A 17803-nucleotide genomic window follows, 5' to 3' on the forward strand; every position below is an offset into this window, starting at 1 on the left:
GTTCGCCGGGCGTTTGGCAAGGGGCTGGGTGAAATATGTCTAAAATAATGCCATATCGTAATAATGCAGGGTAACGGCTCGCTCTTCAGGAGGCCTTCCTGACTCCAGCAACACTGCTATCAATGTGTATTAGTAGCGCAGTGGGCTTGCTTGAGGCACGGCGATCTCCTGCCTTATGATTGGTCATACCTATTAAAGGATGCCTAGCGGATGATATTCCCCCACCTCGCCGACAGCGGGCAGCACATGCGCTACGCCGCGCCCGTGGTAAGTAGCAGCGTATGAAGCATCGCCGCTGGAAAGGTATATGGCTTGTTGCCATCACCCTAGGCCTCATACTCGTCATGTGGCAAGCCGCCCACTTGGCGCGCGAGCAAGCTATCTCCACCCTTCAGGAAGACGCCGAAAACGAGCTACGCCTTTCTGTCGCCAACCTTAATGGCTATCTGCTCCGCTACGATTATTTACCCCAAATGCTCGCGACGCGTGAAGGTGTCCAGCGCTTTTTGGCCTCTCCGGAAACCCAGAACGACATGCCGCTTAACCTGCTGCTGGATCGTTTCCGCTTTACCGCAGGCGTTTCTGACGTTTACCTGCTCGACCGCGATGCCAACACAATTGCCGCCAGCAACTGGCATCGTCCCAATACGTTTTTAGGTCATAACTATGCGTTTCGCAGCTACTACACAGAAGCCATCGCCGGACGGCAAGGGCGGTTTTATGGGCTAGGGGTTCAGTCACTGGAGCGGGGCTACTTCTTCTCGGCGCCGGTATGGCTGGATGATACTTCGCCAGATGCGCAACCCTCCGGTGTTATCGTCATCAAGGTGTTACTGGATGAAGTTGAAGAGGGCTGGGCTGAGCAAGATGCTGAGCTACTGGTGACCGATAATGACAATATTATCTTTATGTCCAGCCGCCCTGAGCTGCGCATGAATGCACTCTATGCGCTTAGTGATGAACAACGTCAAACGCTTCGTGACACACGCCGCTACGCCATCGAACCACTATCCCCTTCAGGCATTAATATTGATGCACCTTATGGGCCAGACAGCGCACTGGTTAGTTTTTCTCAGGGCCCGCTTAGTAGCAGCCGTTATTTAAGCCTGACACGCCCCGTGGTGGAGTTTGGCTGGCACATGCATATTCTCAAGCCCTTAACACCCGTTGTCCGCGCTCAGTGGATCGCCGCACTTATGGCGGGCGGGCTTTACGGAATGATTGTACTTGGGGGCGGCATTGGCTGGCAGCGCCTGCGCTTGCGTCGTGAGCGCGAAGCGTTTGCTGAACGCGAACGGCACACCCTTGCCCTGGTGCGTGATGAGCTGGAAGCCAGCGTCGAGCGTCGCACTCACGACTTGGTGGCCAGCAACCAGCGCCTTTCCAATGAAATCGAAGAGCGACGCCGCGCAGAAGCCAACCTGCGTCAAACTCAGGATGAACTCATCCAGGCCGCCAAACTGGCAGTCCTTGGCCAATTGGCAGCGGGCATCAATCACGAACTGAACCAGCCGCTGGCAGCCATTCGGGCCTATGGCGAAAATGCCCGGCGCTTTTTAACGCTTTCCCGAGTAGATCAAGCGGACGCAAACCTTGAGCAAATCGTTGATCTCACCAAGCGCATGGCCGATATCAGCGCACAGCTTCGTCAATTCTCGCGTAAAAGCAGTGAGCGGCAGGAAACCATCTCTGTGCAGGCTTGCATCGAATATGCACTTCGCTTGTTCCAGGGTCGCCTGCGCGACGGGCATGTTACCGTTGAACAGCATTGGCCCAAGGAAACGCTATGGGTAACGGGCGATCTGGTACGCTTGGAGCAAGTACTGGTCAACCTGATTAGCAATGCCCTGCACGCCATGCAAGAGACCCCAGAACCTCGGCTTATCTTGAGTGCGGCGCTGAACGAAAAGCAGGTCACCATTAACGTTATGGATAACGGCCCCGGCATTGGCGACCAGCACCTAACACAAATTTTTGAACCCTTTTTTTCCACCAAAGCACCGGGAAGCGGATTGGGGCTGGGGCTTTCCATCTCGTCGCGTATCATGGATGACCTGGGTGGCAAGTTGCAGGCCGTCAATCGCGATCCAACAGGCGCCTGCTTTATTATTTCACTACCTTTCGCGCCACCAATACACGCGCCTGTACCCTCGACTCAACAAGAGAACAATAGCCATGCATGAACCGTCGATGCTGCCGGTCATGGTGATCGACGATGAGCCTCATCTGCGTATTACCGCCAGCCAAACCCTGGAGCTTGCCGGCTACACGCCCACCTGCTTTGCGTCAGCCGAGCAAGCCTTGGCGGCGCTACCCGCAGAGTTTCCTGGCGTGATTGTCAGCGACATCCGTATGCCTGGCATGGGAGGGATGGAGCTTCTGCATGAACTGCATCGTCGCGACCCTACCCTACCGATTATTCTGATTACCGGGCATGGCGATATTTCCACGGCGGTAGAAGCCATGCGTGCAGGCGCATGGGACTTCCTGGAGAAGCCATTTGCTGGCGACCAGCTACTCGATGTTGTGCGCCGTGGCATTGAAAAGCGCCAGCTTAGCCTCGAAAACAATCGTCTTAAGGCCGAATTGGAAGTACAGCGGGCTGCCCTTGGCCCGCGCCTGGTGGGGCGCACGGCGGTTATTTCTCGCTTGGCTGCGATGATTCAGCGCATTAGTCAGGTAGAAGCCGATGTGCTGCTGTTTGGCGAAACAGGGACAGGCAAGGACCTCGTGGCCCGGGCCATTCATGAACGCAGCGTTCGACGCAACAACCCCTTTATGGCAATCAACTGCGGTGCCGTGCCGGAAAACACCATTGAGTCTGAGCTGTTTGGGCATGAAAAAGGCGCTTTTACCGGCGCGATTGAACGCAGAATTGGTAAGTTTGAGCACGCTAACGGCGGTACTGTTTTCCTCGATGAGATTGAGTCGATGCCACTGGCTCTTCAGGTCAAACTACTGCGCGTCCTGCAAGAGCGCAGCATCGAACGGCTCGGTGCCAATGAAGCAGTCACGCTCGACATTCGGGTGATTACCGCCACCAAGGTGGATCTTAAAGTTGCCGCTGAAGAGGGGGGCTTCCGTGAAGACCTCTACTATCGGCTGAATGTTGTCACGCTGCCGTTACCCGCGCTGCGCGAACGGCGTGAGGATATCCCGCTTCTGTTTCAGCACTTTGCCGTCATTGCCGCCAATCGTAGCGGCCTGGAAGCTCCCACCCTGAATAGCCACGGTATCGCCGCACTGTTGGCCCATGACTGGCCTGGCAACGTGCGTGAACTACGCAACCTTGCTGAGCGCTACGTGCTACTTGGCGCAGCATTTGATTACCGCTTGGATATGTTGCTGAAAGGGATAGCCACCGACACACCAGAGCCCACGTTACCGCGTCAGGTAGAGCTGTTTGAAAAGAGCCTGATTAGTCAGTCGCTTGCCCGTCACCATGGCCGAGTCACCGATGTCTGCCGCCACCTGGGCATTCCGCGTAAAACGTTTTACGACAAGCTGAAAAAGCATGGCTTACAGGCCGATGATTACCGCCACAGCAGTGACCCCTGATGAAACAGCTCCATTAAGTCCGACCAGGGCGGCGTCCAGGGAAGCAGCGTCAAGGTGGCAATCAGCATTAATAGGTTGGAAATGGGCCGACGGCTATCGCCGAGTTTGAGCGCAGTACCGAACGAGCGCTTAAGCCGCGCGCCCTCCAAATCCACGCTATACATCTCATCCAGCACCAGATGAATAATAAACCCCAGCAGCACGGCCATACCGTGTGTCCACGCTAACCCCGCAGGCTGAACAAGCAGATGAAAACTCAGCGCAGCCGTTAATAGCGAACATAGCCCGGCCGCCATCAGCGAGTGCCAAATGCCACGGTGAACCGTCAGTTTTGAGAACAGTATTCCCGCCAAATACCGCACCGAGAAATAAATACTGCCGCAAGCTACCAGCAACATGCCTGGCGTCAGCCATGACTCCAGCAACATTACGCCCACCACCAGTGATGGCACGGAAAGAATATTAAAAATCAAACGGATAGAGCGTGATCGGTCAGCATCAATATCGGGCAAAATGCCGCCAAAGGCGACCAACGCCACGACTAATATGGCTTGAGAATAAGGCCACCACTGGGCTTGCCAACCCGCGTACGCCATTAACATGCCGCCCGCAGTCGCTACCGTCATATGCGTGCGAAAGTTCGCCATGTTATCGCGGCATCCTGAAAAACTGGATAAATTACCAGATTTTTTAAGATTACAACATGGCTAGTTCAGAAAAAAGGACGGCAAGCCAATATGTTAGCTGAGCTTAATCATAAACCGGTTTCGGCTAAAAATTGATCCTTAAGTTTTACGTAGTTACCTGCGGTATAGGGGAAGAAGGCCCGCTCTTTTTCTTTTAAAGGGCGTAGCGCCTTGGCAGGATTACCGGCGTAAACATAGCCACTCTCCAAGTGCTTACCGGGCGTAACAACAGCCCCTGCGGCAATGATCACTTCATCGCCAACCACCGCGCCGTCCATCACGATGGCGCCCATACCGACCAAAATGCGGTTGCCCAGCGTACAGCCATGCAAAATGGCTTTATGGCCAATCGTCACATCTTCGCCAATCGTGAGTGGAAAGCCCTCTGGGTTAAAGTCACTGGCGTGAGTAATATGCAGCACACTGCCATCCTGCACGCTGGTACGTGCGCCAATACGAATCCGGTGCATATCGCCACGAATCACCGTCATTGGCCATACCGAACAGTCATTGCCCAGCTCAACGTCACCAATCACCACACTCGCAGGATCGATATAAACGCGCTCGCCCAAGCGGGGCGAATGGCCTTTAAAATCTCTTAGCGCTGCCTCTTTCATTGCACTCTCCTGAAGAGCCTATTTCCAAGTACATATTTCAAGTACCTGTTCCAAGTACATACTGATCTATTGATTGCGGATATCCCCACTCTCACAAGCGGTATAGCGCTATAAAAGCCCACCCAGCAAGACAATAAACGTCAGCGGAATCGAGACCCAGCGCACAGTATTGCGCCATAGCAGGTAGCCACTTTCCCCGGCGCCTAACGCTTTCATTACTCTCTTCTGCGGCATTATCCAGGCAGCAAACGTGGCAATCATCAAGCCACCCAAGGGCAAAAATATGTCTGGTGGAATGCTGCTGACCAATTCAAAGATATTGCGTCCAAAGAGTGGCTGGAACTCCGCCAGGGTTGAGAAAGAGAACGCCGACAACAATCCCATTAGCCAAACACTTAGCGCGATGATCGCCGTTGCCATACTGCGCCGAAGCCCAAGCCCCTGCAGCGTCGCGACCATAGGCTCTGCCAGATTAATGGCCGATGTCCAGGTAGCGAGCAGTAACAGCAGGAAGAACACGCTTAGCCAGAACGCCCCGCCGGGCAACTCAGAAAAGGCTATCGGCAAGGTTACAAACATCAGGCCCGGGCCCTCAGCCGGGTCCATCCCTTGGGCAAACACCACCGAAAAAATCGCGATACCCGCCAGCAACGCCACACTAATATCCAGTACGGCAACGGCAAACGCCGCTTTAGGCAAGCTCTGATCTTCCGGCATATAGGCGCCATACGCCATCAGCGCGCAGGCCCCTACCGCCAGAGTGAAAAATGCATGGCCCATGGCATGCAGCACTACGGTAGGTGTTATTGCCTCAAAGGAGGGTAAAAACAGCCACATCAACGCCGTGGAGAAGCCCTCGGTGGTGGCAGCGTATCCGGCCAACAGCAACAGCAGCACGTACAGCAGCGGCATGAGTAGATTGTTAAGCCGCTCAAGCCCCTTGGCCACGCCAGCCGCCACCACGGTCATGGTCATAAACAAAAACAGAGAGTGATTGAAAATCAAAAGCCCAGGGCTTGCTAAAAATGCATCGAAACCAGCGCCAATCTCAGCCGCTGTAGCCCCGTTAAATTGCCCGTTGATGGAGGCCACCAAAAACTCGATCGACCAGCCAGACACCACTGAATAGAAGGACAAAATACAAAAAACAGTAAACGCCCCAAAGAGCCCGAGCCAACGCCAATGCTTGGAGGCCCCAGCTTCAGCAGCCAGTGTACCCAATGCCTGTAACGGGCCACGTCGCCCAGCTCGGCCAATGAGAATTTCAGCCATCATGACGGGGATACCCAGCAGCAACACAAACGCCACGTAAATTAATAAAAACGCCGCCCCGCCATTTTCACCCGCCACATAAGGGAAGCGCCAGATGTTGCCCAGCCCCACCGCAGCACCCGATATTGCCAGGATAAAGGCCCGCTTAGACCCCCAGCGCTCCAGCGTCTCGCTCATTATTGACTCCTGCCATCGTGGGCACTAAAAGGCGGCAAGACTAGCAGGCGCCTGCCAAGAGACCAAACCTTGCCATTGAAACAGCGCCCCTGTGCCCACACTGTTTAGCTATTATTACGCGTTTTTGCACTCATTAACGCTGCCAACTGAGGTGCTTATGACCCACAATCCGCTGCTTGAAACGCACAAGCTTCCCCCTTTCGCTGAAATGCGTGCCGAGCATGTGGTGCCCGCGGTGGAAGCGCTTTTAAGCGAGAACCGTGAAACGATTGACCGCCTGGCCCAGCAGGCCGCAAAAACACCGCCCACGTGGGAGAACTTTGCCGTTCCGCTGGAAGCGGTAAGCGATAGACTCTCCCAAGCATGGTCGCCGGTGTCACACTTAAATAGCACGATGAACACGCCGGAGCTGCGCGAAGCTTACCAAACCTGCCTGGAACAGCTTTCCGCCTTTGGCACGTGGGTCGGCCAGCACGAAGGGCTTTTCCACGGCTGGCAAGCGCTCAAGGAGAGTGACAACTGGAGCACGCTGGATGCCGCACAGCAGCGCACCGTTAATAATGCACTGCGCGATTTCCGCCTCGCCGGGGTCGACCTGCCTGCCGATAAAAAAGCGCGCTACGGTGACATTCAGTCGCGCCTTTCAACGCTCTCCAATCAATACTCCAACAATGTGCTGGATGCCACCCAAGCATGGCACAAGGACCTCAATAGTGAAGAGGAGCTCGCTGGGCTGCCTTCCAGCGCGCTCGATACCTTGAAAGCGGCCGCCGAAGCCAAGGGCGTTTCGGGCTATCGGATTACGCTGGATTTCCCAAGCTTCTTCCCCGTCGTTAGCTACGCTGAAAATCGTGAGCTGCGCCGCGAGGTGTATACCGCGTTTGTCACCCGCGCCTCAGACCAGGGCCCTGATGCGGGCACGTTTGATAACGCTCCGTTGATGGAAGAGATCCTGGCACTACGCCAGGAACTGGCGAAGCTGCTGGGGTTCAACACCTATGCTGACTTTTCACTGACCACCAAGATGGCGGACTCTCCCGAGCAGGTGCTCGATTTTCTGGGTGACTTGGCCCGTCGCGCCGTCCCTCAAGCGAAAGAGGAGTTTGCCGAGCTAAGCGCTTACGCGCGTGACGAGCTGGGCATTGATGCGCTGGAGCCGTGGGATATTGCTTACGTTAGCGAAAAGCTGCGTGAAGCGCGCCATGCCATTTCCCAAGAGCAGCTACGCCCCTATTTTCCTGCACCACACGTGATTAACGGTCTCTTTCAAGTGGTTGAGCGGCTTTATGGCGTGCAGGTAGAAGAAGATAGTGAGGCGCCAAGCTACCATAGTGATGTGCGCTATTTCCGTATTAGCGAGCATGGCCAGCCCATTGCCGGGTTCTACCTTGACCTCTACGCTCGGGAAGGCAAACGCGGCGGCGCCTGGATGGCCGACTGTCGAGTACGCCGTCAAACTGAGCATGGTATTCAGTTGCCGGTGGCTTTTTTAACCTGTAATTTTACGGCGCCCATCGGTGGCAAGCCTGCCCTGCTTACCCACGATGAAGTGACGACCCTGTTCCATGAATTTGGACACGGCCTTCACCATATGCTGACCAAGCAGCATATCGCCGACATTTCAGGTATCAACGGCGTTGCCTGGGATGCGGTGGAACTGCCCAGCCAGTTTATGGAGAACTACTGCTGGGAGCGTGAAGGGCTTAACCTGCTGGCCAAGCACGTAGAAACCGGGGAAGCCTTACCGGCTGAGCTGCTTGAGCGCCTTCAGGCGGCCAAAAACTTCCAGTCCGCGATGGGCATGGTGCGTCAGCTCGAATTCTCGATCTTTGACCTGCGTTTACACCATGAATTAAGTGCGCCCAGCGCCAGCGATATTCAAACGCTGTTGGATGATGTACGCAGCGCCACTTCAGTCGTACCGGCGGCGCCCTTCAATCGCTTCCAAAACAGCTTTGCGCATATTTTTGCTGGCGGCTATGCGGCGGGGTACTACAGCTACAAATGGGCCGAAGTGCTCTCTGCGGATGCCTGGAGCGCCTTTGAGGAGGCCGGTATTTTTGATGCTGAAACCGGACAACGCTTCCGCCACCAGATTCTGGAACAAGGCGGGGCACGCGATGCCGCAGAGCTATTTGTGGCCTTCCGCGGTCGCGAGCCAAGTGTCGAGCCCCTATTGCGCCATAGCGGTATTCGCGCGGCCTAACCGCTTATTGAACTCAGCACGGTGTCTATTATTTCATTGGCACCGTGCGTTTGGAGAACACCATGTCGACCGTTAAACGCTTTATTGCGGGTGTTATCTGCCCACGCTGCGCCGCAATGGACCGTGTTCGTGCCTGGGAGCAAAACGGTATTCGCTATCGGGAGTGCGTGAGCTGTGACTTCTTTGAGCAACTGCCCATTGAAGATAACGACTCACCTGAGCTAACAACCCGAGTGAATCAGATGCGAGAGGAGCAACAGAGTCAGGATATCCAGCCAGTACGAATTCTTGACCCTGGTAAGCCCAATACGTAAGTCATGACTAGGGTCTGTCTGAAAAGTCGACGAGCGAAGACAAGACAAGGCAAAAATTGGCGAAAAAACGGAGTTTACATGTGTAAATGAGTATTTTGAGCCAATTTTTAACGCCGTATTGTCGAGCGCAGACACGTTTCAGACAGAGCCCAGGAGGGCCTTGTGCCCTCCTGTCTTACCTTTCACCTCTACCTCTCAGCTTCCAGCCCTTCAAAACAGGGGTTCACAGCACCTTCTCATTGCACTTTCTCTACTTTCTTAGCACGCCCCAACAGTGAGCGGAAAACCGCACACTACTTATCATCCCGCGTGCGCATTACCAGACAGTTAGACGCCAGGGAGCTTCCACTAAAGTTGAAGACTCTAAAAGCAAGCGTTTGTTTTTAATTAACTATCTTATAAATGGCACGGCAATCGCTCTTAAATGGTTGCTTAAATATTATTGTCACTGGAAAGCGGCTTGCGCTTGCCAGCCTACAATCCCAAGAACAGTTAAGGAAACATGCCATGCGCACCATGATGCCTAAAACTCTCGCCCTGCTCGCAGGTGGCGCGTTACTCGCTTCTGCCAGCGCCCATGCTGAGCGTGCTGACTGGCCAGAAAACTTTACGGTAGGTACCGCAAGCCAAGGCGGCACGTTTTTCGTTTACGGCTCTGGCTGGGCCAACTTTATTGCTGATGAATTAGGCGTTTCTGGCGGCGGTGAAGTAACGGGCGGCCCTACTCAAAACCTGGCACTTGTTCATAGCGGCGATATGGCCTTTGGCTTAACCACCATGGGCCCCGCTTCTGATGCGGTTAACGGCAAAAGCCCGCTGGCACCCGGCATGGTGATGGATAACGTCTGTGCACTGTTCCCGATGTATGAAACGCCGTTCTCGATTGCCGCGCTTTCAAGCTCAGGCATTGAGTCCATTTCGGACATTCCGGACGGTGCGCGTATTGGCTTTGGTCCCGCAGCATCAACGTCTGACACCTATTTCCCAGCGATGCTGGAAACGTTGGGCGTAAACTTCGACCGCCGCAACGGCGGCTGGTCTGACCTAGGCGGTCAGTTGCAGGACGGCCTGTTGGACGTCATCGCTTTTGCAGCCGGCATCCCGATTCCTGCCGTTAGTCAGTTGGAAGTGCAAACGGATGTGAACATCATCGAGTTCAACGAAGATGAGCTTGCGTCCGTACTGGACACCTTCCCAGTGGCTGAATTCACTATTCCTGCCAGCACCTACTCAACGCTTGAGGAAGATGCTCGCGCTGTTTCCATGTGGAACTTTGCGATTGCGGGCTGTGATCTTCCGGAAGACTTCATCTACGAAGTCACCAAAGTGACCATGGAAAACAACGACCGTATGCGCTCTATTCACCGCAGTGCTGAAACCAGCATTCCGGAAAATATCGTACACAACAGCGTTCTACCCTTCCATCCAGGCGCTGCTCGTTGGTACGAAGAGAACGGCTACAAAATCTCTGAAGACCTGATCAACTAAAACTTTACGCATCATCTGGCTGCCCCGTCCTGGTTTTCCAGGCGGGGCAGCTTTGGCTATTGCTCCTTTTTTTGCTCCTGCTGTGAGGGTGAACTCTGATGAGTCCCACAACCCCCCAAACCTCTGATGACCTCAAGGATGATGTCCAGCTTGCTTCATCGCCTACCGTTGTTGCAGAGGGCGTCGATGAAGACATCGTTGAATCCAACCGTCGCCTATTTACCGGTTGGCAGTTTTTCCTGTTTGCCGGGCTAGCCATTGCCTACTCAAGTTTCCACTTGGTGTCACTCAACGTGTATCCCATGGAGACCTGGTCGTTTCGTATTGTGCATATTGCAGGGGCACTGATTCTGGGCTACGGCCTGTTTGCGGGAGCTCGGTTTGCCGAAGATGGCCAGAACGCATCACCCGCTTGGCTAACGTGGGTAGGCTACGCGCTGCTGATACCGGCCCTCTACACGCTTGCTCAGGTTTTTTTGATGCAACAAACCCTGAGCGGTGGTGCGATGCGCATCGACCCAATCGTTGAAACCTGGCACTACGGTTATCCATTAATAGCAACGACCGTTGCCGCCATTGTGCTTTCATGGTTTTTCCGCCAGGCACGCGGCTCTTTTAACCCGGCCGATTTAGTCCTGATGGTGTGTGCCCTGGCCAGCGCCGGTTATTTACTGATCATGTACAACACACCTCTGCGCGCTTCAACGGGCACCTCCTTTGCGCCTATCGGGATTTCCTGGGCGGCGATTGCCGGGTCCCTGCTTATTCTGGAGCTTACCCGGCGAGTAGCGGGCCTTGCGCTGGTCATTATTTCACTCATCTTCCTGACATATGTCTTTGCCGGCCCTTACCTGCCCGGCTTCCTGGGGTATCCTGGCCTATCAATGCAGCGCTTTTTTAGCCAGCTTTATACCGACGCCGGTGTTTTGGGCCCCACCATCGCCGTCTCCTCGACGTATATTATTCTGTTCATTATTTTTGCCGCCTTCCTGCAAGCGTCAAAAGTAGGTGACTACTTTGTGAACTTCGCCTTTGCCGCTGCCGGGCGTGCCCGTGGAGGCCCCGCCAAAGTGTCTATTTTTGCCTCGGGCCTAATGGGCATGATCAACGGTACGTCCGCGGGTAACGTGGTATCGACCGGTTCACTGACCATTCCGCTAATGAAAAAGGTGGGTTACCCCGCACGTAGCGCGGGCGCTATTGAAGCGGCAGCTTCAACCGGCGGGCAAATCATGCCGCCGATTATGGGGGCAGGCGCCTTTATCATGGCGGAAGTCACGGGCATTCCCTATACCGACATCGCCATTGCAGCGTTGATCCCGGCAATTCTTTACTTCGCGTCTATCTACTTTATGGTGGATTTTGAAGCGGCGCGTAAAGGCATGCGTGGTATGCGTAAAGATGAGATTCCACGCTTCACTAAATTGGCCAAACAAGCCTACCTCTTTGCCCCCATCATTATCCTGATAGCCGCGCTGTTTATGGGCTATTCGGTGATTAGGGCAGGCACCTTGGCCACCGCCTCGGCCGCCGTTGTCAGTTGGATTTCACCCAACAAAATGGGCGTGACCGCCATTCTCAAGGCGCTGCAACTGGCGGGCACCATGGCCATCCAGATCATCGCTGTCTGTGCCTGTGCGGGCTTAATCGTAGGGGTTATTTCGCTCACCGGTGTGGGCGCGCGCTTCTCCTCGCTGCTATTGGGACTGGCAGGTGTTAGCCAACTGCTGGCACTTATCTTTGCCATGCTGATCAGTATCTTGCTGGGCATGGGCATGCCGACCACGGCGGCCTACGCCGTCGCCGCATCGGTCGTGGCACCAGGGCTAATTAATATCGGTATTGAGCCGCTTATTGCCCACTTCTTCGTGTTCTACTTTGCGGTTGTATCGGCCATTACGCCGCCGGTGGCGCTGGCCTCTTACGCAGCAGCCGGTATTTCTGGCGATAACCCCATGGGTACGTCGGTGGCATCGTTCAAGATTGGTCTGGCGGCCTTTATCGTACCGTTCATGTTCTTCTACAGCCCGGCCATGTTGATGGAAGGCTCTGCTATGCAGATTCTGCGAGTGGGCGTTACCGCCACGCTGGGGATCATTCTGCTTTCGGGTATGGTGCAGGCTTGGTTCTTTGGCCCGGTGAACGTGCTTAAGCGGGTTATCATGTTGGTCGGTGCCATGTGCATGATCTATGGTGGTATCTACACCGATATCGTGGGCCTTGTAATTGGCGCTGGTCTCGTCATCATCCAGCGCAAGCAATTTGGTGGCGGCAAGACGGCTGACAAGGTACAAGCGTCAGCGAGTTAAGCCCACTAACCAACAAAACCAGTAAGGCAAAACGCCCCGCTCAACTGAGCGGGGCGTTTTGTATGGTGCGATTTAAATCAACAGGCTATCGCAGTTAGCCCACCAGATTATCGACCACTTTCAGCACGGGAGCCGCCTGGTTAAGGGTATAGAAGTGCAGCCCTGGCGCACCACCATCCAGCAGGCGCTGGCAAAGACGGCTTACTGCCTCGGTGCCAAATTTGGCAATGGCTTCGCTGTCATCGCCATAGCTTTCCAGCTGCTTGCGCATCCAGCGAGGAATTTCCGCGCCACAGCTATCCGAAAACCGCGCCAGCTTGGTGTAGTTGGTGATCGGCATAATGCCGGGGATAATCGGCTGTTCAACGCCTAGCGCGCGCACTTTATCAACAAAGTTGAAGTAAGCGTCGGCGGTGAAGAAGTATTGGGTAATCGCCATATCGGCGCCCGCCTTCATTTTACGCGCGAAGTTTTCGATATCTTTATCAAGGTTAGCTGCCTGAGGGTGGGATTCCGGGTAGGCCGCCACAGCAATATTAAAATGATCGCCCGTCTCGTTGCGAATAAACTCCACCAGCTCGTTGGCATAGCGTAGCTCGCCGATGCTGCCCATCCCGGAAGGCATATCACCACGCAGGGCGACCAGGCTGTTAATGCCTTCTTCGCGGTACTGGGACAGCAAATCACGCAGCTGGGCTTTTTCACTGCCAATGCACGAAAGGTGCGGTGCGGTAGTAATACCGGTCTGGCCAACCGTACGTACGGTGTCCCGCGTACGCGCTTGGGTGGAGCCGCCTGCGCCATAGGTCACAGAGAAAAACCGCGGATTACGAGTGGCCAGCTCATCGCGTACCAGCATCAGCTTGTCGCGCCCAGCATCCGTGTTGGGCGGGAAGAATTCAAAGCTGATACCGAGCGGATGCTGTTGGCTGCTCATGGGGTTTCCTCATACAGAACAATAAAATAAAGAGTGATATTTTGGTGTATTCTCGCTGTTCTACTGCGCCGCGGCTAATGAAAGATTCCACGCTTAGCCTTTAATTCGGCTCATGTTACCCACCCTTTTATGCCGTCAGGAGGGCATATGGAGCTATCACCCAGCGCGTTAATAGGCCCGCTACTCATGCTGCTAAGCTTTGTAGGCTTGGGCTGGATTGCCGCCCAACGGTTAAAAATCGACCCAAGGCCCATTGCCACGCTGCTGGTTTATCTCATTGCGCCTTTAACCATTTTTCGCGCGCTGATGAATGGGGGGCCAACGCCTGAGTACCTGGTCTTAACGCTTTCTCTGTTTGTGCTGGTTAGCCTTCTGGCGCTGCTGGTTCAGCGCGTGACGCAACACCGCTTTGGTCCGCAGGAAGGCGCACTGCTGGCGTTTTCATCCGGGACAGGCAACACCGGTTATTTCGGTTTGCCGGTAGCGTTGATTCTCTTGCCTCCAGAAGGCGTAACGCTCTATCTGTTCTGCATGCTGGGCATCAATTTGTATGAATTTACCGTGGGTTTTTACTTAAGTGCCCGTGGCCACTTCTCGATTCGCCAAAGTCTGATCAAGATTTCACGCCTTCCGCTGATCTACACGTTTTTGCTGGCGCTACTGCTGAGTTCGCTCGATGTTACGCTGCCTACGGCCCTGGCTAGCTCGCTGGATGTTTTTCCCGCGACCTATACGCTGCTGGGAATGATGATTATTGGCATGACGCTTAGCCGGGTAACGCTGGCTGCCTGGGATACGCGCTTTATCGCCGCCTGCGTAGGCCTTCGGTATATCGTTTGGCCAGTGGCTACCTTTGCCGCGGTCATGCTATTACAGATGCTCATGCCAGTGCCTGCAGAACTGGCCATGGCGATACTGCTATTAGGCGTGGTGCCCATGGCTTCTAACGTGGTGGTGGTCGCCATGGAGCTGGGTATCCAGCCGCAAAAAGGGGCGCTGGCGGTGCTGGTAACCACGCTGATGGCACCGCTACTGATTCCCTTCTATCTGGGGCTCATGCTGCGCGCCACCGGGCTTGGTTAGGGTTGTGTCGTAAACCCCTCTACATTCAACGCGCGAAGCTGCTCGGCCATGGCCTGCATTTGGGTATGGGAGAAAAAGGCCTCAAGCGCTTGGGCTCTGCCGGGGCCGATGCCCGGCAGGGCTTCCCAGTCGCCTGGCGGATACGTGCTCGCCACTTGCCAATCAGGCAGGCTGGCAGCGCCAGCAGGCGGCAACCCCAGCCCTTTTAACCAAGCATCATAGGGAGCAGCCTTGGCCGCCTGAAACTGCCGATAAAGTGAGTCGCTACGTGCCTCGCCAATTCCGTGCGCTTGGCGCAGCTGATCGGGTTCAAGCGATAACCAGGCCAGCAGATCCGGCACCAGCCCGGCCTCAAGTAACGCTTGCCAGGTGCCTTCGCCCACGCCTTGAAAACCCAGCTGTTCGCCAAGGTAGGTGAGCCGCGCCAGCAGTTGGGACGTGCAGCCTGGGCTATGCTGAAAACAGCTCAGCAAATGGTAGGTAGTCTCAGAGGGTGCTTCCACGACGGTGCGCTCCTGGGTTTGCCAGACCACCTCTTCAAGCTGAGGGATGGTAAGCCCGGCCAGGGTTATGGCCACCTGGTCGCCGGGGCGTATATCGAGGTTTTCCCAGCGGCCGAGTGAGCCTAGCGATACGCGACTGATACGCCGACCTTCCAATTCAACCGGATAGAGCCAGATCAGTGGCGTGATACGCCCAGTGCGCCCAATGCGAAACTCCACGCCACGTACTTCTGCCAGCGCTTTCTGCAGTGGGTATTTCCAAGCAATCGCCCATTCAGGCGGGGTCGTGGACCAGCGCCGAATACCCGGGCGCTCTGCCTGTTTAATCACTACGCCGTCGGTTGCAAACGGCAGTGCGCCGTTAAACCACGCCTCCCGCCAGTAAGCCGCATCCGATTCATCACTTAATAAATGCGTGTAGCGGGCGGTATCAAACCCAAGTGCACTCAGTTGCGCCAGCCGCTCAGTCATGTCGGTTGGCCCATCCGGCCAGCCCCATACAAACAGCCCGACCTGCGCCAGCACGTCCTCGGTTGGGCTTGCTTGCGCCATAGCCCCCGCCACGGCCCCACGGGCCCCGGAACCAGGCGTACGCGACTGAACATGTTCATCAAGCAGCCAATAAAGCTCGCCCTGAACAATGGCTGAAGTAGTGCCGGGCAGCGTATTAGGCACGCTGGGTAATTGTAAGGCGCGGGCCGTCCAATCCTGCCCCTGCTGTCCATCCCCTCGGCTGACCGCTTCCACCAGCTCGCCTGCCTGATAGCGCAGCGTTACCGCCACGCCGTCCACCTTGGGCTGTATCCATAAATTTTCACGGCGGCTGGTAAAGCGACGCACGCCCGCTTCATCGGTTTTATCCAACCCTTGCTGGGCAGCCGGATGTTCAAGCGTACGGCGGCTGGACGTTACCCGGGTAAGCGGCTGGTGGGCGGTGGTGTCGTTCAGGCAGGCGCGCCAATCCTGAAGGCGGCCAAGGGCCTGGTCGTAGAGCACATCATCAATCAGCGAGATGCCCTCTTCATGATAGGCATGGTCCCATTGGGCGACTTGCGCGGCGAGCGCGAGAGTCTCCTGCTCAAGCCGTTCATTGGGCCACGTGGGGCAAGCCGCCATCGCCGTACTACTCGTCACGCCAAGCGCCACCATCAACAGCAGCCCTCTCATGATTTTTCCCCAGCGTGCTGTCGGCATAACGCACTCCCCAAGTGGTTGTACTGCCTAGCCTAAAACACGCAGCATAAAAAAACGCCCCCTGGCAGAGCCAAAGGGGCGTTCTCTTACAAACTGCCTGGCGAAAATCTTACAAACCAGCGGCCTTACGCAGCGCGTCGGCTTTATCGGTCTTCTCCCAAGGGAAGGCGGTAAAGGTTTCAGTGTGCTGTTCACCTTTATCATCGCTCCAGGTGTAGCTGTGCTCGCACGGCGCCCGACCAAAGTGGCCGTAGGCAGCCGTCAGTTGATACATCGGGTGCAGCAGGTCGAGCATTTTGGTGATCGCGTAGGGACGCAGATCAAAGTGCTCGTTCACCAGCTCAACAATCCGGGCATCGTCAATTTTACCGGTGCCGAAGGTATCGATAGCCACGGAGGTCGGCTCCGCAACACCAATCGCGTAGGAAACCTGAATTTCGCACTTATCGGCAAGACCTGCCGCGACCACGTTCTTGGCCACGTAACGGCCCGCATAGGCTGCACTACGGTCGACTTTTGAAGGGTCTTTACCCGAGAACGCACCGCCGCCGTGGCGCGCCATGCCGCCGTAGGTGTCCACGATGATCTTGCGGCCGGTTAAGCCACAGTCGCCCACCGGGCCACCAATCACAAACTTACCGGTCGGATTGATGTGGTACTGGGTATTTTCGTTGAGCCATTCAGCCGGAATCACCTGTTCGATGATTTCGCGCTTGACCATTTTACGCAGGTCTTCCTGATCAATCTCAGGGTCGTGCTGGGTGGAAAGCACCACTGCATCAACGCCACACGGCTGGCCCTGTTCATTATAACGGAAGGTTACCTGGCTCTTGGCATCCGGACGCAGCCACGGCAGCAGACCGTTTTTACGCAGCTCAGCCTGACGCTCAACCAAACGATGCGAGTAGTGGATCGGCGCAGGCATAAACGAATCGGTTTCGTTGGTCGCGTAACCAAACATCAGGCCCTGGTCACCAGCGCCCTGGTCTTCGGGCTTGGTACGGTCAACGCCCTGGGCAATTTCAACACTCTGCTTGCCGATCAGGTTAATCACGCCACAGGTTGCGCCATCAAAGCCCACGTGGGAAGAGGTGTAACCGATGTCGGTAATCACGTCGCGTACCAGCGTTTCCAGATCCACCCACGCCGAGGTAGTAATTTCACCAGCGATAATTGCCACACCGGTTTTCACCATGGTTTCACAAGCAACCCGTGCCTGTTTATCCCGGGCGATAATAGCATCCAGCACCGCATCCGAAATCTGGTCGGCAATTTTATCGGGATGACCTTCGGAGACAGACTCCGAGGTAAACAGGGAATATTCGCTCATCGCGCTCTCGACCCTCTGTATGACGGCTGCTCACTACTCGCAGCATCAGCAGGAAATCACGGCAGGAGGTTCCCTGCCCATATAAGGAAGCGGCATGACCAGGTTGACCACCGCTTCGGGAGGCAGAGT

The 17803-nt window shown here is 55.5% G+C and carries 13 protein-coding genes; 7 read left to right on the plus strand and 6 right to left on the minus strand.

Annotated elements, in window-relative coordinates; translation table 11 throughout:
- Window positions 1-281: 281 nt before the first annotated feature.
- Together ACT3TC_RS15680 and ACT3TC_RS15685 are read left to right on the plus strand one after the other, a co-directional pair.
- Window positions 282-2183: a sensor histidine kinase gene (locus tag ACT3TC_RS15680; RefSeq protein WP_444640838.1), complete on the plus strand. Its 1902-nt coding sequence runs from the start codon at window positions 282-284 to the stop codon at window positions 2181-2183.
- Entirely contained in the window at window positions 2176-3558 is a 1383-nt protein-coding gene (locus ACT3TC_RS15685) for a sigma-54-dependent transcriptional regulator (RefSeq protein ID WP_444640840.1), read from the plus strand. The genes ACT3TC_RS15680 and ACT3TC_RS15685 overlap by 8 nt, the downstream gene beginning before the upstream one ends.
- Here ACT3TC_RS15685 and ACT3TC_RS15690 read toward each other — a convergent pair.
- The 3 genes from ACT3TC_RS15690 to ACT3TC_RS15700 all read right to left on the minus strand — a co-directional run bounded on the left by ACT3TC_RS15690 (window position 3534) and on the right by ACT3TC_RS15700 (window position 6310).
- Window positions 3534-4205 carry a metal-dependent hydrolase gene (locus ACT3TC_RS15690; RefSeq protein WP_444640842.1) on the minus strand — a complete coding sequence of 224 codons (672 nt, stop codon included), beginning with the start codon at window positions 4203-4205 and terminating at the stop codon, window positions 3534-3536. The two genes, ACT3TC_RS15685 and ACT3TC_RS15690, sit on opposite strands and share 25 nt — an antisense overlap.
- A 107-nt stretch (window positions 4206-4312) precedes the next feature.
- Window positions 4313-4861, minus strand: a complete 549-nt coding sequence (locus tag ACT3TC_RS15695; protein WP_444640844.1) for a gamma carbonic anhydrase family protein — start codon at window positions 4859-4861, stop codon at window positions 4313-4315.
- A 108-nt stretch (window positions 4862-4969) separates the two neighbouring features.
- The gene (locus ACT3TC_RS15700; RefSeq protein ID WP_444640846.1) at window positions 4970-6310 is read right to left on the minus strand and encodes a sodium-dependent transporter; all 1341 of its coding nucleotides are present in this window, start codon (window positions 6308-6310) and stop codon (window positions 4970-4972) included.
- Between the two features lie 157 nt (window positions 6311-6467).
- Here ACT3TC_RS15700 and prlC point away from each other — a divergent pair, with 157 nt between their 5' ends.
- The 4 genes from prlC (at window position 6468) to ACT3TC_RS15720 (ending at window position 12627) form a co-directional block, all read left to right on the plus strand.
- A complete protein-coding gene (gene prlC, locus ACT3TC_RS15705) occupies window positions 6468-8516 on the plus strand; it encodes an oligopeptidase A (protein ID WP_444640848.1) in 2049 nt (682 codons plus the stop codon).
- Window positions 8517-8578: 62 nt separating this feature from the next.
- Window positions 8579-8830 (plus strand): YheV family putative zinc ribbon protein, encoded by a 252-nt coding sequence (locus ACT3TC_RS15710; RefSeq protein ID WP_192528602.1) that lies wholly within the window; start codon window positions 8579-8581, stop codon window positions 8828-8830.
- 507 nt (window positions 8831-9337) lie between these two features.
- Complete coding sequence (locus tag ACT3TC_RS15715; RefSeq protein ID WP_193054326.1) at window positions 9338-10318, plus strand: TAXI family TRAP transporter solute-binding subunit; 981 nt, start codon at window positions 9338-9340, stop codon at window positions 10316-10318.
- A gap of 98 nt (window positions 10319-10416) precedes the next feature.
- Window positions 10417-12627 carry a TRAP transporter permease gene (locus ACT3TC_RS15720; protein ID WP_193054324.1) on the plus strand — a complete coding sequence of 737 codons (2211 nt, stop codon included), beginning with the start codon at window positions 10417-10419 and terminating at the stop codon, window positions 12625-12627.
- Window positions 12628-12721: 94 nt separating this feature from the next.
- Here ACT3TC_RS15720 and metF read toward each other — a convergent pair whose 3' ends face one another.
- A complete protein-coding gene (metF, locus tag ACT3TC_RS15725) occupies window positions 12722-13564 on the minus strand; it encodes a methylenetetrahydrofolate reductase [NAD(P)H] (RefSeq protein WP_193054322.1) in 843 nt (280 codons plus the stop codon).
- A gap of 147 nt (window positions 13565-13711) precedes the next feature.
- On the opposite strand from metF, the gene ACT3TC_RS15730 reads away from it, so the two are divergent.
- Window positions 13712-14647 (plus strand): AEC family transporter, encoded by a 936-nt coding sequence (locus ACT3TC_RS15730; RefSeq protein WP_193054320.1) that lies wholly within the window; start codon window positions 13712-13714, stop codon window positions 14645-14647.
- Here ACT3TC_RS15730 and ligB read toward each other — a convergent pair.
- Window positions 14644-16344: an NAD-dependent DNA ligase LigB gene (ligB, locus tag ACT3TC_RS15735; protein ID WP_226913557.1), complete on the minus strand. Its 1701-nt coding sequence runs from the start codon at window positions 16342-16344 to the stop codon at window positions 14644-14646. The genes ACT3TC_RS15730 and ligB overlap by 4 nt on opposite strands.
- A gap of 109 nt (window positions 16345-16453) precedes the next feature.
- Complete coding sequence (gene metK / locus ACT3TC_RS15740) at window positions 16454-17674, minus strand: methionine adenosyltransferase (RefSeq protein ID WP_444640850.1); 1221 nt, start codon at window positions 17672-17674, stop codon at window positions 16454-16456.
- Between the last annotated feature and the right edge of the window lie 129 nt (window positions 17675-17803).

Origin of the sequence: Halomonas sp. AOP27-A1-41 (genome assembly GCF_052378605.1) — a bacterium.
GTDB lineage: Bacteria > Pseudomonadota > Gammaproteobacteria > Pseudomonadales > Halomonadaceae > Vreelandella > Vreelandella citrativorans.